The sequence below is a fragment of the Paenibacillus sp. FSL R7-0345 genome (assembly GCF_038595055.1).
Taxonomy (GTDB): domain Bacteria; phylum Bacillota; class Bacilli; order Paenibacillales; family Paenibacillaceae; genus Paenibacillus_AQ.
Genome location: NZ_CP152002.1, coordinates 1,179,124 through 1,203,090 on the forward strand (window position 1 = coordinate 1,179,124; position 23,967 = coordinate 1,203,090).

Genomic DNA, 23,967 nt, shown 5'->3' on the forward strand with positions numbered 1-23,967 from the left:
AAAATGTGGATAATGTGGATAATTCGGTGGATAAAAAGTGCTTGACAAATGAAATGCTGATTTTATGCATAAAAAAAGCCCCCTAAGGGCTTTTTTTATTTGAGGTTATACACGAAAACTGTGGATGAGCATGTGGATAACTAATTATGAACAAATCTGGAACAGTTAAAAAATATTTTTTTAATGCCATTTACATTATTCGTCAGCGAGCTGCTCCCATTCGTCAAACTGCTGGCCAAGCTGCTCTTTCTTCTCCTTCAGATCCTTTTCATGCTGCTGAAGCGCCATATAATCCTGATAAACCTCAGGTTTTGTCATTTCATTCTCAATGAAGGCAATCTCCTCCTCAAGGCGGGCAATGGTTTCTTCCAGCTCGGAAATCCGCCGCAGGCGGTTACGCTCTTCCCGTTTAGCCGCTTTGTCCGCTTCAAAAGAGGAGGCGCTGCCTTTGTCGGCAGACGCTGCTTCAGCATCAGCAATCCGTGCGGCTTTGGCTGCAACCAGCCCGGCTTCCTCCAGGGCAATGGCCTCGAGCTCTTTTTTCTTATCAATATAATCATCGTAGTTGCCGAGATACTGGTCAATGCCGCCTGGATGCAGCTCCAGGACACGTTCGGCCATCTTGTTCAGGAAATAACGGTCATGGGAAATGAACAACAGGGTACCTTCAAAATCAATCAGCGCCGCCTCAAGCACCTCACGGCTGACCAGGTCCAGATGGTTGGTAGGCTCATCGAGAATGAGCATATTGGCGCCGCGCAGCATCAGCTTGGACAGCGCCACCCTGGCTTTTTCCCCGCCGCTCAGCGCAGCAATCTTCTTCAGGACATCTTCGCCGCTGAACAGGAAATTGCCGAGAATGGTGCGGATACGTGCTTCTTCCAGCATCGGATATTCACTCCACAGCTCTTCCAGTACGGTGTTGCGCGGGTTAAGCCGTGTCTGTTCCTGATCGTAATAAGCGATCTTGACCTTGGCTCCCCAGTTGACGGTTCCGGCGGACGGCTGGCGGGTGCCGGTGAGGCACTGCAGCAGCGTCGATTTACCAATCCCGTTCGGCCCGATCAGTGCAGCTGTCTCGCCGCGCCGCAGCTCGAAGGAGGCATTGCGGAACAGCGGTGCTGATGCCTCGTTAAAGGATACGGCAACGTCCCGCAACTGCAGGACTTCCTTGCCGGACATAAAATCAGGCTCGAAGGAGAAGTTGGCCTTTTTGAGATCGCCCATTGGCTTGTCAATACGGTCCATCTTCTCCAGTGCCTTGCGCCGGCTCTGCGCACGCTTGGTTGTAGAAGCGCGGACGATATTGCGCTGAACGAAATCCTCCATCCGGGAGATTTCATCCTGCTGCTTCTCGTACTGTTTCATGCGGATCTCGTACTCCGCCGCCTTCAGCTCCATGTAGCGGCTGTAATTACCGGTGTACCGCCGGGACTGGTGGCGTTCAATTTCGACGATCGTTGTGACCAGCCGGTCGAGGAAATACCGGTCATGGGAAACGACCAGAATACCGCCGGCATAGCCGCGCAGATAATCCTCCAGCCAGGTCAGTGTCTCAATGTCCAGATGGTTCGTTGGCTCATCCAGCATAAGCAGGTCGGGAGCCTGGAGCAGAATACGGGCGAGTGCCAGCCGTGTCTTCTGTCCGCCGCTAAGTGTGGAGATGGGGGTGTCCGGCGCAAAATCCCCGAAGCCCATACCATGAAGCACACTGCGGATCCGGGTATTCATTTCATAGCCGCCGTGGTCCTTGAACCAGTCTGAGCGCTTGGCGTAACGCTCCAGCAGATCCTCGTAACGCTTCTGATCATCGGCAAGCTTGGGGTCGGCGATGTCCGACTCCATCTGCCGCAGCTCCGCCTCCGCTTCAATTAATGGGGCAAACACAGCCAGCATTTCCTCCTGAATGGTTTTGTCTGATTGCAGACCGCTGTTCTGGGCCAGGTAGCCGACGGTCGTCTCTTTGGATTTATGAATTTGTCCGCTGTCGAAGGACATTTCACCTGCGATAATCTGTAAAAAGGTGGACTTGCCGGCCCCGTTGACACCGACCAGTCCGACCCGTTCCTTCTCATTCACCTGCAGGCTGATGCCGTCCAGCACGCTTTGGATACCATATGATTTCGAAATTCCTGTCGCTTGAAGAAGCATACTGATTGAACCCTCCGCCCTTGCTTATTCGCCCGGGCGCTATGGCCCGGCTGTATATCTTGCTTATACTACAGTTTACATGAAAAGCTTCTGCGGCGCGAGGGGGAGGGTTTCTCCGATTCGCCTAACAAGGAAAATGATCCAACCTTGGCGAACCGGCGAGAAGAGTGGTAAACTGAGTTTACAAACGATAATAAGACTGGCAAAAACAAACGGGAGGCGGCTGCAATGACAGGCCAAAGTGCCCGGCCCGCTGATTGGAAACGGGAGCTGCGTGCAGCGGCTGCCGCTGCACGCAGCATACTGCCGGAGGACCAGAGAGTGCGGCTGTCTTCTCTGGTCTGCAGGCATGCAGCGGAACGGCTGGCTGGGGAAGATGTGAAGACACTGCTTGCCTATGTCCCTTTCCGTTCGGAGCTGGACAGCCGTCCGCTGATTGACGGCGCCTGGGCAGCGGGCTGCACTGTACTGCTGCCCCGTGTGATACAAGCCACAGGAATGATGAGCCTGCATCCGGTAAACTCTTGGAAGGAGCTTGCACCGGGAGCATACGGCATACTGGAGCCTGCAGCTGCTTCCGCAGACAGTGAGGGGCGGCTGCCCCGGCCGGATATTATATTCGTACCCGGACTGGCCTTTGACCGGCGGGGCGGACGGCTGGGCTACGGACGCGGATATTACGACCGTCTGCGGGCCAGACTGGACGCTGAGGCTCCGCTGCAAGGAAGGGATCCGTTATGGATTGGTCTGGCTTTCGGCCGGCAGATCGTTGAGGAAGTGCCCATGGATGATCATGACGCTTACATGGACATGGTAATTACGGAAGACGGCGTCATGGATTGCCGGAGGGAGAGACAGCATGGAATTTAGCCATTTTAATGAGCAGGGCCGGGCACGGATGGTGGATGTCAGCGATAAGGAGATCACCAAGCGGTCAGCATCTGCGAAGAGCAAGGTAATAATGAATCCTGGAACGCTTGAGGCCATCAGGTCCGGAAGAGTCAGCAAAGGGGATGTTCTGGCAGTTGCGCAGGTAGCCGGAATCATGGCTGCCAAGCAGACATCGGACTGGATTCCCATGTGCCATCCGCTGCCGCTGACCGGAATTGATATCAGCTTCTCGGATAACAGCAAAGATGAACTTTATATAGAAGCAACCGTGAAGACGACCGGAAAGACCGGAGTGGAGATGGAGGCGCTGACAGCCGTTTCGGCAGCGGCGCTGACTGTCTATGACATGTGCAAGGCGCTGCAGAAGGATATGGTTATCGGACCTACGATGCTTGTCTCCAAGAGCGGCGGAAAGAACGGGGATTACGAGCTGGAAGCTTAATCACTGCAAGTGAGAAGTGCGGCAAGGCTGCACACTGCGGCCTTCCTTACATAGAACATTAGAGGGAGGAACAACCTATGGCGTGGAAAACAGCAATCCTGACGGCAAGTGATAAAGGGTCCAGGGGCGAGCGGGAAGATACGAGCGCCCAGGTTATCCGCGAGCTGGTGGAAGAGGAGCTCGGCGGTGAGATTATCGAGGTCAGAATTGTACCCGATGAGCAGGATGAGATTATTGCCGCTCTGATCGAGCTTACCGACTACTTTAAGGCGGATCTTGTACTTACGACAGGCGGAACCGAACTGGCTATCCGCGATGTCACACCGGAGGCGACCCGGCGGGTAATTGAACGGGAGGTGCCCGGAATGTCTGAAGCGATGAGAAGCATAGTTATGCAAAAAAACCGGGCAGTCATGCTTTTCCGCGGCATTTGCGGAATCCGCGGACGGACGCTGATTGTCAATCTGCCGGGCACGCCGAAGGGTGTGCATGAGAATCTGGCGGCCATCATGGATCAGCTGCCGGAGGCGCTGCTTATGGTAACGGGACAATACCGCCAGTAGCTGAGGGTGGCCCCGCCTGTGTACCGTCTAAACTGCTCTAAAGCTGTTGGATGTGTGACATAAGTTATGGTATTATTAAGCTGCTGCTTAAGTTATCATGAACGGACAAAGGGCGAGGAGGAAAAGCAAATGCTGAATGGTATTGGTGCTCCCGGAATTATTTTACTGGTGATCCTGGCGCTGCTGCTTTTTGGCCCGAATAAGCTTCCTGAGCTTGGCCGGGCGGTCGGACGCACCTTCCGTGAATTCAAGGACGGGGCGCGTGAAATTATCAATGAGCCGGAACAGGCCAAGCGCAGTGAAGCTCCTGCTCCGCCGGCCCCGCAGACATTAGCTGCAGATCTTCCGCAGGACCGGAAGCTGCCGGAATAACAGATTTACCACGCGGGGGCGTTTCTCTCAGTCTGCTTCAGACCGGGCGGCGCCCCCTTTTTTTTTGTAACAGGCCGTGTATGGGCCGGAATTCTACATATGTTATTTGGGTGGTGTCAGTCATGTCTCTGGAAGCGGAAGAAATGTCAGTGGTTGATCATCTCACCGAGCTGCGCAGAAGAATTATCTATGTGCTGATTGTGTTCACTGCCGGCTTAATCGGTGGATTGTTTGTGGCTAAACCGGTGTACCTGTATCTGATTAATGCTGATCAGGCCCAGGGCTTTGTACTGCATGCCTTTTCCTTCTGGGACGGCATCGGGATGTATATGAAGATAGCTATGGCTGTCTCGCTGGCCGTCTCCCTGCCGTTCATTGTGTATCAGCTGTGGGCGTTCATCAGCCCGGGGCTGCGGCAGGAGGAGCGGAGTGCGGCGCTGCGATATGTGCCTTATGTTGCCGTTTTGTTTATACTCGGCCTCTTATTCGCTTACTACATTGTATTTCCTATGGCTTTGTCCTTTACCATCACGATTACCCGGAGCATGGGGCTGGAGGAGACGTACGGAATTACCGAGTACTTCAGCTTTATGTTCAGCCTGTGCATTCCGTTGGCGCTGCTGTTTGAGCTGCCGCTGATTGTGATGTTCTTGACCAAGCTGCGGATTCTGAATCCGCTGCGGCTGCGCCGGATGCGGCGTTATGCTTATTTTGCGCTTGTGTTTATTGCCGTTGTTATTACGCCGCCGGACTTTATCTCGGATTTTCTCGTTACGATCCCGCTGCTTGTCCTATATGAGTTCAGTGTGTTTCTGTCGGCGCTGGTCTACCGCAGACAGCTGGCAGAGGATGCGGCGCGGGAGGCGCGTTATGTGAAGCAGGAAGATCACTGATAGCGTGACGACCGGTTTGGGCACCGGGAGGCATATTTTGCCTCCCGGTGGATAGAATGTATGTGAGTGTGCGCAAAGACAACCCTGTCAGCCATATTTTTCCGCATTAAGGATCTGATTTTACGTAAAAGGACTTGAAATCCGGCTTCAAGTTGAGTATCATAAAAATTGTTGTTAGCACTGAAGCAGGTTGAGTGCTAACGTTGCCGGAGCATACGGAATTGGCAGGCAAAAGCTTCGTCAAACGATTGTTGTTCCGGCCGGGTGAATCGCGTATTCTCCGGTATTCCAATTTTGTTTTCAAGCTAAACCACATAATTTCAAAGGAGGCTATTTTTCATGATCAGACCATTAGGTGAACGCGTATTGGTAGAAGCAAGCGAGCAACAGGAAACCACTTCTTTCGGTATCGTGCTTCCGGACTCTTCCAAAGAGAAACCGCAGGAAGGCAAAATTATCGCAGTAGGTAGCGGAGCTCTGAAAGACGGAGTGCGTGTACCGCTGGAAGTTAAAGAAGGCGACCGCGTGATCTTCTCGAAATATGCCGGAACCGAAATCAAATACGAAGGCAAAGAATATTTGATTATGAAAGAAAGCGACATTCACGCGATTCTTGACTAAGCAGAGTGTTTATAAGGATAGCGGTAAATATACTTAAGTTTTAGCGCACGTAACACAAAGCAGGTATATGCTTTCGAAGCTAGTTTGTTCGATGCATATTCCCAGAAGTAACGCTCACAAACTTTTAGGAGGTTAACACTAATGGCAAAAGAAATTAAATTCAGTGAAGACGCCCGCCGCTCGATGCTCCGCGGGGTTGATGCTCTGGCTAATGCAGTAAAAGTTACACTGGGTCCTAAAGGCCGTAACGTAGTTCTTGAGAAGAAATTCGGCAGCCCGCTGATCACTAACGACGGTGTAACCATTGCCAAAGAAATCGAACTGGAAGATGCTTTCGAGAACATGGGCGCACAGCTCGTTAAAGAAGTAGCTACCAAGACTAACGATGTAGCCGGTGACGGTACTACAACTGCAACCGTTCTGGCTCAGGCTATGATCCGCGAAGGTCTAAAGAACGTAACTGCAGGCGCTAACCCGATGGTTATCCGCAAAGGGATCGACAAAGCGGTTAAAGCTGCTGTCGCTGAACTGCAGAACATCGCTAAGCCAATCGAAGATTCCCAGGCTATCGCTCAGGTAGCAGCTATCTCTGCTGCTGATGACGAAGTAGGCCAGCTGATTGCTGAAGCTATGGAAAAAGTGGGCAAGGACGGCGTTATCACCGTTGAAGAATCCCGCGGTTTCCTGACTGAGCTTGAAGTGGTTGAAGGTATGCAGTTCGACCGCGGCTACATTTCCCCGTACATGATTACTGATACGGACAAAATGGAAGCTGTTCTGGACAACCCGTACATCCTGATCACTGACAAGAAGATCAGCAGCACACAGGAAATTCTGCCGTTGCTTGAGAAGATCGTACAGCAGGCCCGTCCGCTCGTGATCATCGCTGAAGATATCGAAGGCGAAGCACAAGCTATGCTGATCGTGAACAAACTGCGCGGAACCTTCAACGCTGTTGCTGTTAAAGCTCCTGGCTTCGGCGACCGCCGTGAAGCTATGCTGCAGGACATCGCTGCCCTGACTGGCGGCCAAGTGATCACTGAGAAGCTCGGTCTTGACCTGAAGAGCACTTCCATTGATCAGCTGGGTAACGCACGTCAAGTGCGCGTAACCAAAGAAAACACTACAATCGTTGACGGCAGCGGCGACAAAGCGGACATCAATGCCCGCGTTAGCCAAATCCGTTCCCAGCTGGAAGAAACCACTTCCGAGTTCGACAAAGAAAAACTGCAGGAGCGTCTGGCTAAACTGGCTGGCGGCGTAGCCGTAGTCAAAGTCGGAGCAGCAACTGAAACAGAACTGAAAGAGCGCAAGCTGCGCATCGAAGACGCCCTGAACGCAACCCGCGCTGCGGTTGAAGAAGGTATCGTATCCGGTGGTGGTACAGCTCTTGTGAACGTATATAATGCAGTAGCAGCAGTAGATGTAACCGGCGACGAAAAAACCGGCGTTAACATCGTTCTGCGCGCTCTGGAAGAGCCGATCCGCACAATCGCTGCGAATGCCGGCGAAGAAGGTTCCGTTATCGTGGACCGTCTGAAGAAAGAAGAAGTAGGCATCGGCTACAACGCTGCAACCGGCGAATGGGTGAACATGTTCGAAGCCGGAATCGTTGACCCTGCCAAGGTAACACGCTCCGCGCTGCAGAATGCTGCATCCGTAGCAGCTATGTTCCTGACTACCGAAGCTGTCATCGCTGACAAGCCAGAGCCTGAAAAAGGCGGCGGCATGCCAGATATGGGCGGCATGGGCGGTATGGGCGGCATGATGTAAGACGATTTACCCGAAACCTTGAGAGGCCTGTTTACAGGCTTCTCAAGGTTTTTTTGTTTTAAGCGCAGCCTGAGTTGGGAAAATCTATCTAAGTGGAAAAACGCTATCTAATTCCCCGGTGAACCCCGTTCCCGGGAAACTAAGTGGAAAAGTGCTACTTGATTTTCCCGAAATCGCTCCAGAAGCGGTAGACCGTCCGAAATAGATGACGTTTATCCAACTAGTTGTCTTAAATGTCGGGAAATAGTTAAACTAAGTGCCGAAAATCCAACTAATTTAGCAGGCTGAGATGATCGCTGTTAACTAATTATAATAATGAAGCCGAAGTCTGCCCTGCCCCGCCCCGCACAAAAAGCTAAGCCTTTCGCAGTCCATCTGGACATGCGGGAGGCTTTATTTTATTTCTGCTGGATTACCCAAACCATTCTAGCAATGAAAGAATAGAGTATAGCAGTTGATCCTGCGGCAGTAGCTCCTATAGTTCGCGGCCTCGGGATGGACAGGTTCACCCGGTTACAAACTACCCTGACCACAGGAAATCAGACCACAATAAACGGGGTGATATGGATGGATTTTACTGCATTGACTGAACTGTTCGCTAATAATAACGGCTCAGTCGTGCTAAATGTCCTTTTATCGGTTGCTCTAATCTGGGCTATCAGGCAGATCGCCGGCAAAGAGAAGGTCATTCAGAATTACCAGAAACGGGATGAGGAGAATGAGAAGCAGCTGAACGAGTATAACCGTTCTTTGGTCAAGCTTTTAATTGAACGGGAGACCCGGGAGCGGGAGAAATCCGATAAAACCAATAGTGAGGAGGTCGTCAACAAGTGAAGCTCCTCGATCTTTTTAAGAAAAATGTAATCAAGCCCAGCTCCGTAAAGCGGGAGATTGAGAACCTGGGCAGAATCCGGGAGGCCTATGAAATGAATGATCTGGAAAGTCTGTTAGACCTGCACCAAAACGGCCTGGGCAAGAGAGGAGATGATTTACATGGTCATCGTTGATTTGATTCTTATTACGCTGGAAATAGCTGTTTTTATCGTGTTTGCTGCTTATGTACTGCGGTACCGCAAATTTTTTATCGGAAAAGGGCCGAACCGCACGTATAACCTGTATCTCCGGAGTGTATGGATAACGTATTGCACGGTTTCGCTGCTGTGCCTTAACCTGTTGTGGGGCCGGCTGAATATTGTATTTGGCTATAATATCGACAGCTTGTCCAATACGATCAGAGAACTTGTAATGATTCTGACGCTCATCCTGCTCCTGTTTGCGGGGCTGATGCATAAGGATCTGTGGGATATCAACGAGAAGGATAACTGAGCGTGAAAATAGAGCAGCGGTCCTCCCGGAACAGGAAAACCGCTGCTTTGGCTGTATATGGACTTGGCAGCCGGAAGTGAAGCGGCCCTGCTACCTGATCTTTTTAATGGTCTCAAGGTACTCTACCAGCTTGTCCCATGTCTTCGTAATGCCCTGGAGCATGCCCATAGCAAACACTTTTTGCAGGTCGTCAGGGTGGCTGTTCATTCGCCGTAAATGCCTGCGGAACGCAGCCATTACAAGCAAATGAACCCCGGCTTGCGTGTACTTATAGAGATACCACGGCAGGGAAGGCAGGTAGTCATGAATCGCAATGATGCATTCGCGGCTGCCGGGGAGCTGCAGAAATTCCAGCCTGCTTTCAGAGGCGAAAATTTGCTTCGTGAGTACACCGCCGGAAATCCGGTAGACAGTGCTTGCAGCGCTGCTCCGCTCCGACAGATAAGTCAATTCCAGGATTGCACAGCGGCTGCCCCGCAGACAGATACGATGCAGGTTGTCATCGTTATTATCAATACGGATCAGCGGCTTCAGGAGACTGCCCAGCCATTCAAGATAATAGCGGGCGGTCCAGCCGGCATCCGTATTTCCGGGCAGAACTACGCGCTGGATAGAGCGGACGTCCGGGGCCGGCTTGTGTGTATGGCCGGCCGGCGGCTTGTCCGGCGCGCCGGGCTGCCTGTCAGGCCGGGTGCCGGCCTCGACCGCAGCAAGCAGCATCCTGCCTGCGTTTGCCAGCTCCGCCGGAACCGGGTGCGTTCCGGCGGAGCTGGCAGGGAGTCTGGTAGGTATCGTTGTAACAGGCACCCCGTAAGAGCTGAGAATCCGCTCCGTCGCCAGCATGCTGGCCAGAGAGCTGGCGTGCTGCTTGTGACGGAGATCCCCGGAGTCAAGTCCGTTCAGGCAGACAATGTGCCTGATTCCGTTTGTGCAGGCTGACCGGGCAAATATATCCGCTTGTATGGCGCTCATGTCGGCAAGGCTTGCCTGTGTCAGCCGGGCCTGCGACATAACAGAATGAGCCAGATAAATAGCATAGTCTGCGCCTTGCAGCGCTCTAGTGGCAGACTGCAAGGAGAACAGGTCACATTGCCGCCTCTGCATATGCGGGAGCAGATCTGTCTGATCTTTGTACACGTTTCTGCTATAAGCTCTGTTCCCAGCCAGCACAATGACATCGCAACACTCCATCAGAGACAACAGCAGATCATAATCCATGTATCTGTCTGCACCGGCTATAGCAATGACAGGTCTCCAGCCGGGCCTGTTATTCCGGTCAGTGCAGAGTATTATATTATCTGTATTTTTTCCTGAATCCATCTCTGATCCCTGCTTCCATCCCGATACATTTCAGTTTGCTCCATTATACAGGTCTCAGGGTAAAGCAAACCAGCCGAGCCTAAAGTACTGTCCATTTGGGGCAAAAAAGAGATTCAGCTATAATGGGTTCATATATTAATTTTTGAACAACTGGGGAGGCAGGCCGGATGAATGAATTACAGCAAGCAGGGCAGCGGCTGGAGCTCGCCACCTTCGCCGGCGGCTGCTTCTGGTGTATGGTCAAGCCGTTTGACGAGCTGCCGGGGATTGTTTCTGTGGTGTCAGGCTATACCGGCGGGCATACAGAGAACCCGACTTATACCGAGGTCGGAACGGAGACGACGGGGCATATAGAAGCGGTACAGATTACCTTTGACCCGGGGCTGTTTCCTTACCGGCGGCTCTTGGATCTTTATTGGCAGCTGATTGATCCGACAGACCGCGGCGGCCAGTTTATGGACCGCGGGCATTCCTACAAGACGGCTATCTTTGTGCACAGTGCGGAGCAGCAGGCGGAGGCGGAGGCTTCCAAGGCTGCACTTCAGGCAGAAAAAAGATTCAAGGGACCGGTTGTAACGGAGATTCTGCCGGCGGCAGCGTTCTATCCGGCTGAAGCGGAGCATCAGGATTACTATAAGTCGCATCCGCTGGATTACAAGCTGTATCTCAAAGGCTCGGGCCGGGATGATTTTCTGCAGCGGCACTGGCAAAGACACAAAGATGAGGATCAGCTGCGTTCCCGGCTGACAGCTCTGCAATACGAAGTTGTCCGGAACAAGGGTACAGAGCCGGCGTATGACAATGCATATTGGGATGAACACCGTGATGGCATCTATACCGATGTGCTGAATGGTGATCCGCTGTTTAGCTCACTGGACAAATTCGATTCCGGCACCGGCTGGCCGTCCTTCACTGCACCGCTTGAGCCGGGGCTGATCCGCCGTGAGGCAGACTTAAGCGGCGGGACAGCGCGGACTGTGCTGCGGAGCAGGTTAAGCGGAGCATATCTTGGACAGCTGCTGTATGACGGCCCGGAGCCCTCGAAGCTTCACTACCGGGTCAATTCGGCAGCGCTGCGTCTTGTCCCTCTGCAAGAGCTTGCAGTGAACGGGCTGGAGCGTTACAAGACATTGTTTGCGGCAGGCAATGCCGGCCGTGAATAATCAGCAGCTAAAAGGAAGCCGTCTGACGACGGCACAGGCAAAATATCAGGAAACCTGGCCGCTTATATAGGACCAGGTTTCTTTTTGATCCAGGCAAACTGTAGGCATTGGTTAAAATATGACAAATATTGCGACTTTTCCGGTAGACTTGTGAAATAGGGTATAATAGGAGATAAGCATTATTTTTGTGCGTATACTGAAGGAGTGACCCAATGTATACTAATCAGCAAAATGCAGGAGAACGCCTTAAAATGATAGCCGAGCAGCTTGCAGAAGACGTTACTTTGCGTCAATACGAACGTCAGCCTGATTTAAGGCAGCGCTTTGGTCCTTCCGGGATTGCACGAACCAGACAGGACTCCCTATATCATTTGCGGTACCTTGCACAAAGCGTGTCGCTGGAAAGTCCGCTTTTGTTCATTAATTATATTATCTGGCTTAAAGTACTGCTCATGCAGTATAAAATTACGGCTGAGGATCTGCGGATCAATCTGGAATTGATGAAGGATGCCATCAGCACAAAGGTGAAGCCGCCGGATCGAGAGCTGATCCTGAGCTACCTGGATATGGGCATGTATCATATGCGCGGTGAGGAAAGTGTACCTTCGTTTTTGCAGCCGGACAGGCCGTATTTCCGGGAAGCGGAGCAGTACCTCGGGCTGCTGCTGGAGGGGCAGCGGCGTCAGGCTGCAGAATTCATAATGAAATTATACGATGACAGCATACCTGTCCAGGATATTTATCTGCACATCTTCCAGCAGAGCCAGTATGAAATCGGGCGGCTGTGGCAGCTTGGACAAATTACAATAGCCCAGGAGCATTTTTGTACAGCATGCACCCAGAGTATTATCTCCCAGCTCTACCCCCGCTGGCTTCAGACGCAGAGCGGCCGCAAAAGGCTGGTGGCAACCGGTGTGGGAGAAGAGCTGCATGAAATCGGCCTGCGGATGCTGACTGATTTTTTTGAAATGGAGGACTGGAATACCTTCTATTTAGGCTCAAACATGCCTGTGGAAAGCCTGATCCGCTATCTGATGGAGCAGCCTGCCGATCTGCTGGCCGTTTCGGTTACAATGACCTTTCATGTGTCAGAGGTAGCCCGGCTGATAGAGAAGATCCGCAGTATTAGGGAGCTGGACGGGCTGAAAATTATAGTCGGCGGAATGCCGTTTAATATAGACGGAGATTTATGGAAAAAGGTTGGCGCAGACGGGTACGCCCCCGATGCCGGGACTGCGCTTGAGGTTGCGGCACAGCTTGTTCCGGATACCCGGTGCCGGGAGAACTGATACAGAAGGCGGGATACTACAATGACCGGCAGAGAACAGGAAATCAGCGTTCTGAGAGTAACGATCGAGAATCTTTCAGAACAGTTAATTGCAGGCAAACACCGGGAAGAACAGGCTTTGTCCGAGTTTTCTGCCATGAACAATGAACTGATTACGATGCACCGGCTACTTGCCAAGAATAATGCCGAGCTTAAAGCGCTGAAAGAGGAAGCGGAAACTGCGAGCAGGGCAAAAAGCCTGTTTCTGGCAACCGTTAGCCATGAAATCCGGACACCGATGAACGGGATCTTGGGCATAACCGAGCTGCTTGAGACAGAAGCCGGTACGGAAGAACAGCAGAATCAACTGCAGGTAATTCGTGAATCAGCACAATATTTGCTGCAGATGATCCGCAATTTGCTCGATTTCTCCAAAATTGAAGCCGGAAAAATGGAAATCAACAGAGTACCCTTCCGCATACAGGAGCTGATTGAGCATGCGTTAAGGCTGCTCTCACCTGCATCGGCAAAGCGTGAAAATAGCCTAACCTACCGGATTCTGAACGGGGTTGCGGATCAGCTGGAAGGAGACTCACCCAAGATTTTGCAGGTGCTCATTAATCTGCTGGGCAATGCGGTGAAGTTTACACAGAACGGGAAAGTTGAGGTTACAGTGAGTCTGGCCGCCGGGGATGAAGCCAGCCAGCGTCTGCGCTTTGAAGTCCGGGATGAGGGGATTGGCATATCGCCTGAAGATCAGGCATCCCTGTTCCGCCCGTATTCACAGGTAAGCCGTGATGCAGAGTTGTCTGCTGAGGGAACCGGGCTCGGTTTGTCCATCTGCAAGTCCATGGTGGAGCTGATGGGCGGGACGATTTCGGCCGAAAGTATGCCCGGAACGGGCTCGGTATTCCGTTTTGAGCTTACGCTGGACAAGCGGGCCAGTCTTCCGGAAACGAAGCCGGCCAGCGGGCCGGGCTTGCCGGAGAGCAGATTCAGCACGCTGCCGGTGCTGGTTGCCGAGGACAACGGACTGAACAGCACCGTGCTGCTGCGGCAGCTGCAGAAGCTGGGTGTAACCAACATCCATCTGGTCGGTAACGGCCAGGAGGCTGTGGAAGCCTGGCAGCAGCAGGAATATGGACTTATTCTGATGGATAGCAGGCTTCCGGTCATGAACGGCCAGGAGGCGGTCCGCTCCATCCGCCAGCTGGAATCCTCCATGGCAAGGCCGCGGGTTCCGATCATCGGCGTGACCGGGGAGGAAGGTGAGGAGAGCCGCTCGCAATTCATCCAGGCAGGACTTGATGACTGGACGGTCAAGCCGCTGAGCCTGCAGACACTGGGCAGGCTGCTGGTGAAATGGTACAGCACGGAGCCGTACATTCCTATCCTGCAGGAGGACACGCTGTCCGGCATCCGGGAGATGGACGGGGAAGACGAGCCTGAGCTGCTGCGCATGCTGGTTGCGATTTTCAAGAAGGATACTCCGCAGCGCCTGGCTGCCCTGAAGGAAGCTGCAGCCAGGCAGGACCTGCCGGAAATAGCGGCAGCAGCCCACAGCCTGAAATCAGGCAGCCTGAGCATTGGAGCGCAGTATTTCGCCCATCTGTGCGCCGGGGTGGAGCGCCATGCCAGAGCCGGGGAGTACGATCATACTGTTCAGCTGCTGCCGAAGCTGGAGCCGGCATATGATGAAGCTTGCCGGGAGCTGGATAAGCTGCTGTAGAACGGCTGCAGAGAGCAGAAGGTACCGGTTGCCGGGACTTCTGCTCTTTTTGCTGGACACAATCATATATGGGCGGCAGAGGCATACTATTAAATATGGCAGCATCATGGCCAGAAACGGCGACGAAATCAGACTGCACTTATCAGTAATCAGTAATATTGAAGCCGGTACCTTTTGCTAGGTATGGGCTTTTTCTATTACGCAGAAGCAGGTGAAGCCCATGCCGGGAAAAAATAGTACTGCAGTAATTGTCCGCGGCCATTCGCTGACACTGGAGGAAGTGGTTAAGGTAGCACGTTATCACCATCCGGTGGAGCTGGGGGAGGAGAGCTGCCGGAAGGTGGAGCGGACCCGCAAATATGTGGAGAGGCTGCTGCTGGAGAAAAAAGTGGTATATGGCCTGACTACAGGCTTTGGCAAGTTCAGCGATACGTACATCTCCCCTGACGATACGCAGCAGCTGCAGCTTAATCTGATCCGCAGTCACAGCTGCGGAATCGGAGCGCCGCTTCCGGAGGAAACGGTCCGGGCTATCCTGCTGCTGCGGATTAATGCCCTGTCCCTTGGCTATTCCGGCATCCGCCTGGAGGTGATCTCGCTGATGGCCGCCATGCTGAACCGGGGAGTCGTACCGGTGATCCCGGAAAAGGGCTCGCTTGGCGCCAGCGGCGACCTGGCCCCGCTGTCGCATATGGCGCTGGTTCTGATCGGCGAAGGCGAAGCGGATTATCAGGGCATCCGCCTGCCGGGGGCAGAGGCGCTGGTGCAGGCCGGACTTGCGCCGATTGTCCTTGAGGCGAAGGAAGGGCTGGCCCTGATCAATGGCACACAGGTCATGACGGCGGTTGGCGTCCTGGCCTGCTGGGATGCCATGCGTCTGGCGGACTGGGCGGACTGCACGGCAGCGCTGACCTGTGAAGCGCTGCTGGCGGTGCGGGACGCCTTTGATCCGGCGGCCCATGCTGTCCGGCCGCATAAAGGCCAGCAGCAGTCAGCAGGCAACATCCGGCACATGACCGCAGGCAGTACCCTGATGACTAATCAGGGGGAGCGGCGGGTGCAGGATGCCTATTCGCTGCGCTGCGCACCTCAGGTGCACGGGGCGAGCCGCGATGCGCTGGCATATATCGCCGGGAGGCTGACCACCGAGATGAACTCGGCCACGGATAATCCGCTTATCTTCGCTGATGATGAGCGGGTCATCTCCGGCGGGAATTTCCACGGCCAGCCGGTTGCGCTGCCGATGGACCATCTGGCTGTCTGTGCGGCAGAGCTGGCCAGCATTGCCGAGCGGAGGATCGAGCGGCTGGTGAATCCGCAGCTGAATGAAGGATTGCCGCCGTTTTTGACTGAAAACGGCGGACTGCAGTCCGGCTTCATGATCGCCCAGTATACAGCTGCCGCTCTTGTATCGGAGAACAAGTCACACGCCCATCCGGCCAGCGTGGACTCCATACCGTCCTCCGGCAATCAGGAGGACCATGTCAGCATGGGCACCATCGCCGCCCGCAAAGCGCGGCAAATCGTCGATAATGCATATGGCGTGCTGGCGGTTGAGCTGCTGTGCGCGGCGCAGGCCGCAGAGTTCCGCGGTCCGCAGCAGCTGGGCAGGGGAACGAAGTGGCTGTATGACCGCTGCCGTGAGCTGGCGGCCCCGTTGACGGAAGACCGGGTGCTTTCCGGAGATTTTGCAGCTGTTGCAGAGTGGATGAAGCAGCCGGGCGTACTGGACAGATTGTTTGCCCGGGTAACTTTTGGCTCCTGCGCGGAGTGAAGCCGGGGGCGCCGGAAGGATTAAGAAACGGAGGGAAAGCAGTCATATGAGCCGTAACGAGGAGAGAATCTGCCGCGCTCCGAGAGGGAGCAAGCTGAATACCAAAGGCTGGACACAGGAAGCTGCGCTGCGGATGCTGATGAACAATCTCGATCCTGAAGTGGCAGAGCATCCGCAGCAGCTGGTTGTCTACGGCGGCATCGGCAAAGCGGCCCGCAGCTGGGAAGCTTATGATGTGATTGTCCGGACACTGAAGACACTGGAGAACGACGAGACCCTGCTGATCCAGTCCGGCAAGCCGGTGGCTGTATTCCGCACCCACCAGGATGCCCCCCGCGTTCTGCTGGCGAATTCCAATCTGGTTCCGGCATGGGCAACCTGGGAGAGCTTCCATGAGCTGGACCGCAAGGGCCTGATGATGTACGGGCAGATGACCGCCGGCAGCTGGATCTATATCGGTACTCAGGGCATTGTTCAGGGCACGTATGAGACCTTTGCCGAATGTGCCAGACAGCATTTCGGCGGTACCCTGAAAGGAACGATTACGCTTAGCAGCGGCCTGGGGGGCATGGGCGGCGCCCAGCCGCTTGCAGTGACCATGAACGGCGGAGTGTTCATCGGCATCGAGGTGGACCGGACACGAATCGCGAAGCGGATATCATCCGGGTACTGCGATGTTCAGGCCGGTACGCTGGAAGAAGCGCTGGCCATGGCGGAAGCAGCCCGCAGCGCGGGCCGTCCGCTCTCTATCGGCCTGCTCGGCAATGCGGCGGAGCTGCTGCCGCAACTAGCAGCAGGCGGCTTTGTGCCTCATGTCCTGACCGACCAGACCTCCGCCCATGATCCATTGAACGGCTATGTGCCGGCCGGCTTCACGGCTGAAACAGGCCGTCAGCTGCGCAGCAGCGACCCCCAGGCGTACACTGCTTTGGCCCGGGACAGTATTGCCCGGCATGTTGAGGCGATGCTTGTGCTGCGGCACAAAGGGGCTGTGACCTTCGATTACGGTAATAATATCCGGCAGGCTGCGTATGATCAGGGCGTCGGCCGGGCCTTTGATTTTCCCGGTTTTGTGCCTGCTTATATCCGCCCGCAGTTCTGCGAAGGGAAAGGGCCGTTCCGCTGGGTTGCCTTGTCGGGTGATCCGGAGGATATCTATAAAACGGATGCTGCGATTATCCGGGCTTTCCCCGGGAATGAGGGCCTGCAGCGCTGGATTCGTCTGGCCGGGGAGAAAATCGCCTTCCAGGGCCTGCCGGCCCGGATCTGCTGGCTCGGCTACGGCGAGCGGGCCGCGTTCGGCAAAATCCTCAACGATATGGTTGCTTCCGGGGAGCTGTCCGCTCCGGTGGTCATCGGCCGGGATCATCTGGACGCCGGCTCCGTGGCCTCGCCTAACCGGGAGACGGAGCGCATGCTGGACGGCAGCGACGCCGTCTCCGACTGGCCGCTGCTGAATGCGCTGGTCAACACAGCCGCAGGAGCCGGCTGGGTGTCGCTTCACCACGGGGGCGGAGTGGGGATGGGCTATTCGCAGCATGCCGGAATGGTTGTGGTTGCAGACGGTACGAAGGAGGCGGAGGCCCGGCTTGAGCGGGTGCTGACAGCAGACCCCGGCATGGGGGTGGTCCGGCATGCAGATGCCGGCTATCCGTTGGCTGCCGAAACCGCCCGGGCTCATGGCATCCAAATGCCGATGCTGGACCAGAGGGAGGAGCTGCGGAATGATCCACATTGATGGCGCCGCGCAGATTGCTACGCTGGGCGGCGCCGGAATGAAGCCGAAGACCCGCAGGGAGATGTCAGATCTTGGCCTGATTGGGGACGGCGGCATAGTCATTGAGGACGGGAAGTTTGTGTTCGTGGGGAGTAGCGAAGAGGCCAAACGTTATGTGGATCAGCACGCCGGGGGCAAGCCGGTTACGGTGCTGTCTGCTGCCGGGAAGACGGTCACTCCGGGCCTCATTGATCCGCATACTCATCTGGTGTTTGCCGGCTCCCGGGAATTCGAGCTTGGCCTGCGGCTTCAGGGAGCCAAATATCTGGATATCCTCCAGGCCGGAGGCGGAATCCTCTCTACTACAGAGCGGACCCGTGAAGCTGGTGAGGAGCAGCTGATCGCTGAAGCGGGGCGGCGGCTGGACCGGTTTCTGGCCCACGGGGTAACGACTGTTGAGGCAAAGAGCGGCTACGGGCTGCGGCTGGACGATGAGCTCAAGCAGCTGAGGGTTGTGCAAAAGCTGAATGCGGTGCATCCGGTAGAACTGGTATCCACCTTTATGGGAGCGCATGCTGTACCGCCGGAGTATAAGGGTAACACGGACGCTTTTGTCCGGACGGTAATAGAGGAAATGATTCCGGCGGTCGCCCGGTCGGGGCTGGCGGAATACTGCGATGTGTTCTGCGAGGAAGGGGTATTCACCGTGGAGCAGTCCCGGGAAATTCTGCAGGCGGGCAAACGCTGGGGGCTGAAGCCGAAGCTTCATGCTGACGAGCTCGTACCCGGGGGAGGGGCTGAGCTGGCCGCTGAGCTGGGTGCTGTCTCCGCCGATCATCTGCTGCATGCTTCACCGGAAGGCATCCGCCGGATGGCCTTGCGGGGGGTGATCGCCGTGCTGCTGCCGGGTACCGCCTTTTTTCTGATGGTGCCGCCGGCCGATGCGCGTTCGATGATTGACGCCGGGGTACCGGTCGCCTTGTCAACCGACCGCAATCCGGGCTCCTCGCCGACGGAATCGCTGCCTTTTATTATGAATCTGGCCTGTTTAACGATGAAGATGTCCCCCGCCGAGGTCCTGACGGCCTGTACCCTTAATGCCGCTCATGCGATTGACCGTGCTGCGGATATCGGCAGTATTGAGGCCGGCAAGCAGGCCGATCTGGTCATCTTTGACGCGCCAAACTATCAATACCTGCAATACCACTACGCGGTGAATCTGACGGATACGGTGCTGAAAAAAGGCAGGATTGTCATCCGTGACGGAAAGAGGGTGACGGCATGAGCGGGCAGCACGGACATAAACTGCGGATCAATGCGGTCAGGCTGCAAAAAAATATCGAAGCGCTGGCCCGGTTCGGACTGAATGAAGCTACGGGAGGCCTGGACCGGACGACCTTTACTGCGGCTGAGCTGGCAGCCCGCGGATGGCTGGAGGAGCAGCTGTTCGGGCTGCAGCTGGAGGTAAGGGTGGATGAGGCGGCCAATATCTGGGGCCGGCGGAGCGGGGCGGAAGATACGCTGCCTGTTATTGTCTTTGGTTCCCACATCGATACGGTGCCTAACGGAGGCAAATATGACGGTGCGCTTGGTGTACTGCTGGCGCTGGAGGTTATGCAGGTACTGGCGGATAACAACATTGTTACCCGGCATCCGCTGGAGCTTGTGTCCTTCAGCGCTGAAGAGCCGAACCCCTTCGGGCTGTCCACCTTCGGCAGCCGCGCAGTCAGCGGCAAGCTCAGCCGGGACGATCTTACAGGGGTAAGCAACGGGCAGGGACAGCTGCTGACTGATGCGCTGCGGCTGGCCGGCGGAAATCCCGGGCGTTTTGAACGGGCCCGGCGCAGTCCGGAGGAGCTGGCAGCCTTCCTTGAGGTTCATATCGAGCAAGGCAAACGGCTGCTGTCCCGGGCTGTCCCGGTCGGAATCGTGACTGCTATAACCGGGATTTACCGGGAGGAGGTTACCGTCTCAGGAGAGGCCAATCATGCCGGTACCACCCTCATGGCGGACCGGAGGGATGCGCTGATGGGCGCGTCGGAAATCATGCTGGCCTTTGAGCAGCTCTGCCGCGAGCATCCGGCGGATGAAGTGGTAGGCACTGTCGGCCGGATCAGCAATGAGCCGAACGCCGCGAACATCATCCCGGGACAGACGGTTTTTCATCTGGAAGTCAGAGCAGCACAGCAGGAGCAGAAGGACTGGGTCATGGAGGCCTGGGGCCGGCAGGCTGTATCTATTGCAGAGAGCAGAGGGCTGCAGCTGGACCGGCGGCTTATCCTGGATCAGCCGGCCCAGCCGATGGCCCCGCTGCTGATCCGGCTGTTTGCCGCCCAGGCCGGCAGGCTTGGCATTAAGACCTATGCGCTGGGCAGCATGGCCGGTCATGATGCCGCGCACATGGCGTCTTTGACCCGCAGCGGCATGCTGTTTGTACCCAGCCTCGGGGGAAAAAGCCACTGTCCCGAAGAAGAAAGCCGGATAGCGGATATTGAACAGGCCGGTAATGTGCTGCTGCAGTCTATTCTGGCGCTGGATATAGAATGAAACCAATAGATAGGGCAGGGGTGAAGCTGCTTGCGGACATTATATTCGGCGGATATGGTATACACGCAGAACCAGTTCCGGCCAGACCTCGCTGTGCTGGCCGAGAATGGCCTAATAGCAGAGATAGGCAGCCGGGAGGTGCTGCAGCGGCGGTATCCGGATATCCGGCACATCCGCTGGGATGGCAAGGCGATCGTTCCCGGTACAATCAATGCCCATAACCACTCCTTTCAAAGCCTGCTGCGCGGGATAGCCATAGATAAGCCTTTTCTGGAATGGCGGGATCAGGCGCTGTACCGCTATTCACCGCTCCTGGATGAGGAGGCGGTTTATACCGGAGCGCTGCTGGCCTTTGGTGAAATGCTGCGCTATGGAGTGACGACAGTTTGTGATTTCTTTTATGTACACGGCGGCGGAACTTCGCATGATGAAGCTGTCATCCGGGCTGCGGGTGATCTGGGCATCCGCCTGGTGTTCGCGCGGACGATGTATGATTGGGCCGGGGCTCCCGCAGCCTACCGCGAAACGGTACCTGAAGCGGTGGAGCGGACGAGACGGCTGGCGGTTAAATACCAGGGCAATCCGCTGGTTACGGTTCATCCGGCTCCGCACAGCCCGCATGCGGCTTCCCCGGAAATGATCCGGGCCGGGCACCGGCTGGCCCGGGAGCTGGATACACCGTTTCATATCCATGTTGCCGAGGAAATGTTCGAGGTTGAGGAGACGCTGCAGACCTACGGGCTTCGGCCAGTACATTATCTGGATTCACTTGGTGTACTTGATGAGAGGATAATCGCTGTTCATCTGGTCTGGCTGGACGACTCCGAGATTGAGCTGATCGGCCGGAGAAAAGGCTCGCTCGCCTATTGTCCGTCCAGCAATATGTTTCTGGCGGACGGCGTGACCCGCATCCCTGATCTGCTGAAGGCCGGTGTCAAGGTGGCGCTCGGTACAGACGGGGGCTGCAGCAACAACCGGATCAGCGTGTTTGAGGAAATGCGCATGTGCTCGCTGCTGCAGAAGGTCAGCCGGCTGGACGGTACCTGCATTACTGCTGCCCAGGTTTACGAGATGGGAACCTCACGCGCCGGGGAAATGCTGCGGCTGCCGGCCGGCTCCCTGGAAACCGGACAGTATGCGGACTTTGTGGCCCTTGATCTCCATGATCTGTCCCTTGCCCCGCGGCAGGAGCTGTTTGCCAATATGGTCTATGCCATGCAGCCGGGGGCGGTCTCTTCAGTGGTTGTGGGCGGCAGGGTTGTGTTTGACGGTGGTAAACTGCTGACGGTACCGGAAGCTGCTATAGGCAGACGGGTGGATGAGCTGTTCGACAAATGGGGCAGATCAGGGTGAAATGCTTACTACACAGACTCACTCTTGTTGTTAACAGGGTAGAGCGGCGATCCGGCAGGAGCCGCAGAGCCGCTGCCCTGCCGGCTTCCCCGTTTCAAAAGTTACGGTCTGCGGCTATAATCTATCTAGATCAGTTGTCCGCCCCGGGCGGAAGAAGGAGCTGTTATGTACATAAGAATGCTGAATCCGGCCGATGCGGAACCCTACCGGGCCTTGCGGCTGCAGGCCTTGCAGCTTCACCCGGAGGCCTTTCTAAGCTCCTATGAAGAAGAGAAGGAGCTGCCGCTGGAGGTTACCCGCAGCAGGCTGGAGCCTGCGGAGGACAGGTTTACCCTGGGCGGGTATACAGAGCAGGGGGAGCTGGCCGGCGTGGTTACTTTTATCCGGGAGAGCAGGGAAAAGCTTCGCCATAAGGGCAGTGTGTTCGCGATGTATGTGAGTCCCGCTGCGCGCAGGCGGAAGCTGGGGCATTCCCTGATGAGGGAGCTGATTACGCATGCCGGGCAAATGCCGGGGCTTGTGACGGTGAATCTTACCGTATTTTCGGACAACCAGCCGGCGAAGCGGCTGTATGCTGCCCTCGGCTTCACTTGCTACGGCACTGAGCGTAAGGCGGTAAAGCTGGACGGGCGGTATCTGGATGAAGACCTTATGACACTGGAGCTGGGGTCCGGACAGCAGGAGGAAGAGCAGGAGCAGGATCGGGATAGGCACCAAAAAGCCCGCCCGGTCATAAACTAAGCTGCCCGCCGCATAAATGGGGTCAATGAAATTCTGTTCTGACAAGAGGAGGAAATAATTTGGAGACTGCGCTGCTAGGCAGCTTTTTATCAGCAATGGCAACGGTGCTTGGTGCGGTACCCATACTGTTCGTGCGGAAATTGTCCGAGCGCTGGAAGGATATCTTAGTCGCTTTTACCGCGGGCATTATGGTGTCTGCTTCGACCTTCGGCCTGATGCCGCAGGCGATTGAAGAATCGGGGATTATCGCTCTGACGCTCGGGCTGATCACCGGTGTGCTGCTGCTGGATCTGATTGAGAAAAATATTCCGCATATCGATGTCGAAAACAAACCCGGCTTTGCCAATATGGATTCCAAGGCACTGCTCGTCATGATTGCGCTGTTTATCCATAACATTCCCGAAGGGCTGAGCACAGGCTTCAGCTATGCCAGCGAGGAGGCCAGTCTCGGCCCTATGGTGGCGATTGCGATCGGGGCACAGAATATGCCTGAAGGACTGATTCTTGCTGTCTTCATGATGAACTCCAAATTTACCCGGTGGAAGGCGCTTGGAGTCGCCACACTGACCGGACTGATGGAGATGGTATCGGCGGTTGTCGGCTATTTCGCAGCAAGCTCACTGCAGCATACGGTAGGTTACGGGCTGGCTTTTGCCGCAGGTGCGATGCTGTTTATCGTCTACAAGGAACTGATTCCGGAGAGCCACGGCCATGGCTATGAGCGGCCTTCGACCTATTCGTTTATATTCGGGCTGCTGGCGATGGTGTATATAACGCAATTTTTCAGCTGACGGGGCGGGAGAGCGCCCACATTTGCATCAGGCCCGCAGAGCCGATATACTGTACGCATTCGAAGGCTTAAGATAGGGAGTGGACAGGATGGACAGACTTATACAGCAAGCTTCGTTATCTTTTGTTCTATTAATCCTTTCATATCTCAGTGTCTATTACGCGTTGCCCAAACGCACGTCTTTTACGCGCTATAGTGTACTGGTGTTGCTGATAGCCAGCGGCACTCCGCTTGCAATCCTGCTGGTGCAGGAAAGTCTCAGGGAGGCTGCGGACGCGAACATCGGATTGGGGATGGCTTTTTTGCTGACCTGGGCGATTACGGGACTGGTGTTTCTGGTGTCGCTGGTGTTCTGGATTCTCCGTTTGCGGAAAAAATCGTAGCAAGTGTTCAGAAACGTTGCCGGATTAACCCGCTGTAGCTTAAAAAGAGGGCGCTATTCAGCTTGTAATGCCGTTTCGCGAACCTAACGGACTGTAATGACGCTATTTGTTCATTCGGGTATCCTTTTGCAGGCTAACGGACCGTAGCGCC

General features: G+C 55.3%; 23 protein-coding genes. 21 read left to right on the forward strand and 2 right to left on the reverse strand.

What is annotated here, in order from left to right:
• Nucleotides 1–195 precede the first annotated feature (195 nt).
• The gene (locus NST84_RS04935) at nt 196–2,151 is read right to left on the reverse strand and encodes an ABC-F family ATP-binding cassette domain-containing protein (protein WP_342564522.1); all 1,956 of its coding nucleotides are present in this window, start codon (nt 2,149–2,151) and stop codon (nt 196–198) included.
• Between the two features lie 228 nt (nt 2,152–2,379).
• On the opposite strand from NST84_RS04935, the gene NST84_RS04940 reads away from it, so the two are divergent.
• From NST84_RS04940 to NST84_RS04985, 10 genes are all read left to right on the forward strand, one after another.
• Complete coding sequence (locus tag NST84_RS04940; protein ID WP_342564523.1) at nt 2,380–3,021, forward strand: 5-formyltetrahydrofolate cyclo-ligase; 642 nt, start codon at nt 2,380–2,382, stop codon at nt 3,019–3,021.
• Entirely contained in the window at nt 3,011–3,484 is a 474-nt protein-coding gene (gene moaC, locus NST84_RS04945; RefSeq protein WP_342564524.1) for a cyclic pyranopterin monophosphate synthase MoaC, read from the forward strand. The genes NST84_RS04940 and moaC overlap by 11 nt, the downstream gene beginning before the upstream one ends.
• 77 nt (nt 3,485–3,561) lie before the next feature.
• Complete coding sequence (locus tag NST84_RS04950) at nt 3,562–4,047, forward strand: MogA/MoaB family molybdenum cofactor biosynthesis protein (protein ID WP_342564525.1); 486 nt, start codon at nt 3,562–3,564, stop codon at nt 4,045–4,047.
• A 132-nt stretch (nt 4,048–4,179) separates the two neighbouring features.
• Nucleotides 4,180–4,419 carry a twin-arginine translocase TatA/TatE family subunit gene (gene tatA / locus NST84_RS04955; protein WP_342566354.1) on the forward strand — a complete coding sequence of 80 codons (240 nt, stop codon included), beginning with the start codon at nt 4,180–4,182 and terminating at the stop codon, nt 4,417–4,419.
• A 122-nt stretch (nt 4,420–4,541) separates the two neighbouring features.
• Nucleotides 4,542–5,312, forward strand: a complete 771-nt coding sequence (gene tatC, locus NST84_RS04960) for a twin-arginine translocase subunit TatC (RefSeq protein WP_342564526.1) — start codon at nt 4,542–4,544, stop codon at nt 5,310–5,312.
• A 339-nt stretch (nt 5,313–5,651) separates the two neighbouring features.
• Nucleotides 5,652–5,933, forward strand: a complete 282-nt coding sequence (gene groES / locus NST84_RS04965) for a co-chaperone GroES (RefSeq protein WP_068720745.1) — start codon at nt 5,652–5,654, stop codon at nt 5,931–5,933.
• A gap of 141 nt (nt 5,934–6,074) precedes the next feature.
• Nucleotides 6,075–7,706, forward strand: coding sequence for a chaperonin GroEL (gene groL / locus NST84_RS04970; protein WP_342564527.1), 1,632 nt, complete (start codon nt 6,075–6,077; stop codon nt 7,704–7,706).
• Nucleotides 7,707–8,201: 495 nt separating this feature from the next.
• On the forward strand, nt 8,202–8,540 hold the full coding sequence (locus NST84_RS04975; protein WP_342564528.1) for a hypothetical protein: 339 nt from the start codon (nt 8,202–8,204) through the stop codon (nt 8,538–8,540).
• Nucleotides 8,537–8,713: a hypothetical protein gene (locus tag NST84_RS04980; protein WP_342564529.1), complete on the forward strand. Its 177-nt coding sequence runs from the start codon at nt 8,537–8,539 to the stop codon at nt 8,711–8,713. Before NST84_RS04975 ends, NST84_RS04980 begins: the two co-directional genes overlap by 4 nt.
• The gene (locus tag NST84_RS04985; RefSeq protein WP_342564530.1) at nt 8,700–9,032 is read left to right on the forward strand and encodes a hypothetical protein; all 333 of its coding nucleotides are present in this window, start codon (nt 8,700–8,702) and stop codon (nt 9,030–9,032) included. The genes NST84_RS04980 and NST84_RS04985 overlap by 14 nt, the downstream gene beginning before the upstream one ends.
• A 90-nt stretch (nt 9,033–9,122) precedes the next feature.
• Here NST84_RS04985 and NST84_RS04990 read toward each other — a convergent pair whose 3' ends face one another.
• On the reverse strand, nt 9,123–10,352 hold the full coding sequence (locus tag NST84_RS04990; RefSeq protein ID WP_342564531.1) for a hypothetical protein: 1,230 nt from the start codon (nt 10,350–10,352) through the stop codon (nt 9,123–9,125).
• Nucleotides 10,353–10,519: 167 nt separating this feature from the next.
• Between NST84_RS04990 and msrA the strand changes: the two genes are divergently transcribed.
• The 11 genes from msrA (at nt 10,520) to NST84_RS05045 (ending at nt 23,816) form a co-directional block, all read left to right on the forward strand.
• Nucleotides 10,520–11,515 (forward strand): peptide-methionine (S)-S-oxide reductase MsrA, encoded by a 996-nt coding sequence (gene msrA, locus NST84_RS04995; protein ID WP_342564532.1) that lies wholly within the window; start codon nt 10,520–10,522, stop codon nt 11,513–11,515.
• A 212-nt stretch (nt 11,516–11,727) separates the two neighbouring features.
• Complete coding sequence (locus NST84_RS05000) at nt 11,728–12,804, forward strand: cobalamin-dependent protein (RefSeq protein WP_342564533.1); 1,077 nt, start codon at nt 11,728–11,730, stop codon at nt 12,802–12,804.
• Nucleotides 12,805–12,825: 21 nt separating this feature from the next.
• A complete protein-coding gene (locus NST84_RS05005; protein ID WP_342564534.1) occupies nt 12,826–14,511 on the forward strand; it encodes an ATP-binding protein in 1,686 nt (561 codons plus the stop codon).
• Nucleotides 14,512–14,731: 220 nt separating this feature from the next.
• Nucleotides 14,732–16,285 (forward strand): histidine ammonia-lyase, encoded by a 1,554-nt coding sequence (gene hutH, locus NST84_RS05010; RefSeq protein ID WP_342564535.1) that lies wholly within the window; start codon nt 14,732–14,734, stop codon nt 16,283–16,285.
• 46 nt (nt 16,286–16,331) lie between these two features.
• Nucleotides 16,332–18,023, forward strand: coding sequence for a urocanate hydratase (gene hutU, locus NST84_RS05015; protein ID WP_342564536.1), 1,692 nt, complete (start codon nt 16,332–16,334; stop codon nt 18,021–18,023).
• The gene (hutI, locus tag NST84_RS05020) at nt 18,010–19,287 is read left to right on the forward strand and encodes an imidazolonepropionase (RefSeq protein WP_342564537.1); all 1,278 of its coding nucleotides are present in this window, start codon (nt 18,010–18,012) and stop codon (nt 19,285–19,287) included. The genes hutU and hutI overlap by 14 nt, the downstream gene beginning before the upstream one ends.
• Nucleotides 19,284–20,549, forward strand: coding sequence for a Zn-dependent hydrolase (locus NST84_RS05025; RefSeq protein WP_342564538.1), 1,266 nt, complete (start codon nt 19,284–19,286; stop codon nt 20,547–20,549). Before hutI ends, NST84_RS05025 begins: the two co-directional genes overlap by 4 nt.
• Nucleotides 20,550–20,579: 30 nt before the next feature.
• Nucleotides 20,580–21,902 carry an amidohydrolase gene (locus tag NST84_RS05030; protein ID WP_342564539.1) on the forward strand — a complete coding sequence of 441 codons (1,323 nt, stop codon included), beginning with the start codon at nt 20,580–20,582 and terminating at the stop codon, nt 21,900–21,902.
• A 165-nt stretch (nt 21,903–22,067) separates the two neighbouring features.
• Nucleotides 22,068–22,643, forward strand: coding sequence for a GNAT family N-acetyltransferase (locus NST84_RS05035; RefSeq protein ID WP_342564540.1), 576 nt, complete (start codon nt 22,068–22,070; stop codon nt 22,641–22,643).
• A 59-nt stretch (nt 22,644–22,702) separates the two neighbouring features.
• Nucleotides 22,703–23,434 carry a ZIP family metal transporter gene (locus tag NST84_RS05040; RefSeq protein WP_342564541.1) on the forward strand — a complete coding sequence of 244 codons (732 nt, stop codon included), beginning with the start codon at nt 22,703–22,705 and terminating at the stop codon, nt 23,432–23,434.
• 88 nt (nt 23,435–23,522) lie between these two features.
• The gene (locus NST84_RS05045; protein WP_342564542.1) at nt 23,523–23,816 is read left to right on the forward strand and encodes a hypothetical protein; all 294 of its coding nucleotides are present in this window, start codon (nt 23,523–23,525) and stop codon (nt 23,814–23,816) included.
• The last annotated feature ends 151 nt before the right edge of the window (nt 23,817–23,967 follow it).

Coding starts and splice junctions, on each gene's coding strand:
- groL (WP_342564527.1), top strand. CDS start 6,075: ATGGCAAAAGAAATTAAATTCAGTGAAGACGCCCGCCGCTCGATGCTC.
- NST84_RS05005 (WP_342564534.1), top strand. CDS start 12,826: ATGACCGGCAGAGAACAGGAAATCAGCGTTCTGAGAGTAACGATCGAG.
- NST84_RS05025 (WP_342564538.1), top strand. CDS start 19,284: ATGAGCGGGCAGCACGGACATAAACTGCGGATCAATGCGGTCAGGCTG.
- tatC (WP_342564526.1), top strand. CDS start 4,542: ATGTCTCTGGAAGCGGAAGAAATGTCAGTGGTTGATCATCTCACCGAG.
- hutH (WP_342564535.1), top strand. CDS start 14,732: ATGCCGGGAAAAAATAGTACTGCAGTAATTGTCCGCGGCCATTCGCTG.
- NST84_RS04940 (WP_342564523.1), top strand. CDS start 2,380: ATGACAGGCCAAAGTGCCCGGCCCGCTGATTGGAAACGGGAGCTGCGT.
- moaC (WP_342564524.1), top strand. CDS start 3,011: ATGGAATTTAGCCATTTTAATGAGCAGGGCCGGGCACGGATGGTGGAT.
- NST84_RS04975 (WP_342564528.1), top strand. CDS start 8,202: ATGGACAGGTTCACCCGGTTACAAACTACCCTGACCACAGGAAATCAG.
- hutU (WP_342564536.1), top strand. CDS start 16,332: ATGAGCCGTAACGAGGAGAGAATCTGCCGCGCTCCGAGAGGGAGCAAG.
- NST84_RS05045 (WP_342564542.1), top strand. CDS start 23,523: ATGGACAGACTTATACAGCAAGCTTCGTTATCTTTTGTTCTATTAATC.
- groES (WP_068720745.1), top strand. CDS start 5,652: ATGATCAGACCATTAGGTGAACGCGTATTGGTAGAAGCAAGCGAGCAA.
- NST84_RS04985 (WP_342564530.1), top strand. CDS start 8,700: ATGGTCATCGTTGATTTGATTCTTATTACGCTGGAAATAGCTGTTTTT.
- msrA (WP_342564532.1), top strand. CDS start 10,520: ATGAATGAATTACAGCAAGCAGGGCAGCGGCTGGAGCTCGCCACCTTC.
- hutI (WP_342564537.1), top strand. CDS start 18,010: ATGATCCACATTGATGGCGCCGCGCAGATTGCTACGCTGGGCGGCGCC.
- NST84_RS04935 (WP_342564522.1), bottom strand. CDS start 2,151: ATGCTTCTTCAAGCGACAGGAATTTCGAAATCATATGGTATCCAAAGC.
- NST84_RS04950 (WP_342564525.1), top strand. CDS start 3,562: ATGGCGTGGAAAACAGCAATCCTGACGGCAAGTGATAAAGGGTCCAGG.
- NST84_RS04990 (WP_342564531.1), bottom strand. CDS start 10,352: ATGGATTCAGGAAAAAATACAGATAATATAATACTCTGCACTGACCGG.
- NST84_RS05035 (WP_342564540.1), top strand. CDS start 22,068: ATGTACATAAGAATGCTGAATCCGGCCGATGCGGAACCCTACCGGGCC.
- NST84_RS05000 (WP_342564533.1), top strand. CDS start 11,728: ATGTATACTAATCAGCAAAATGCAGGAGAACGCCTTAAAATGATAGCC.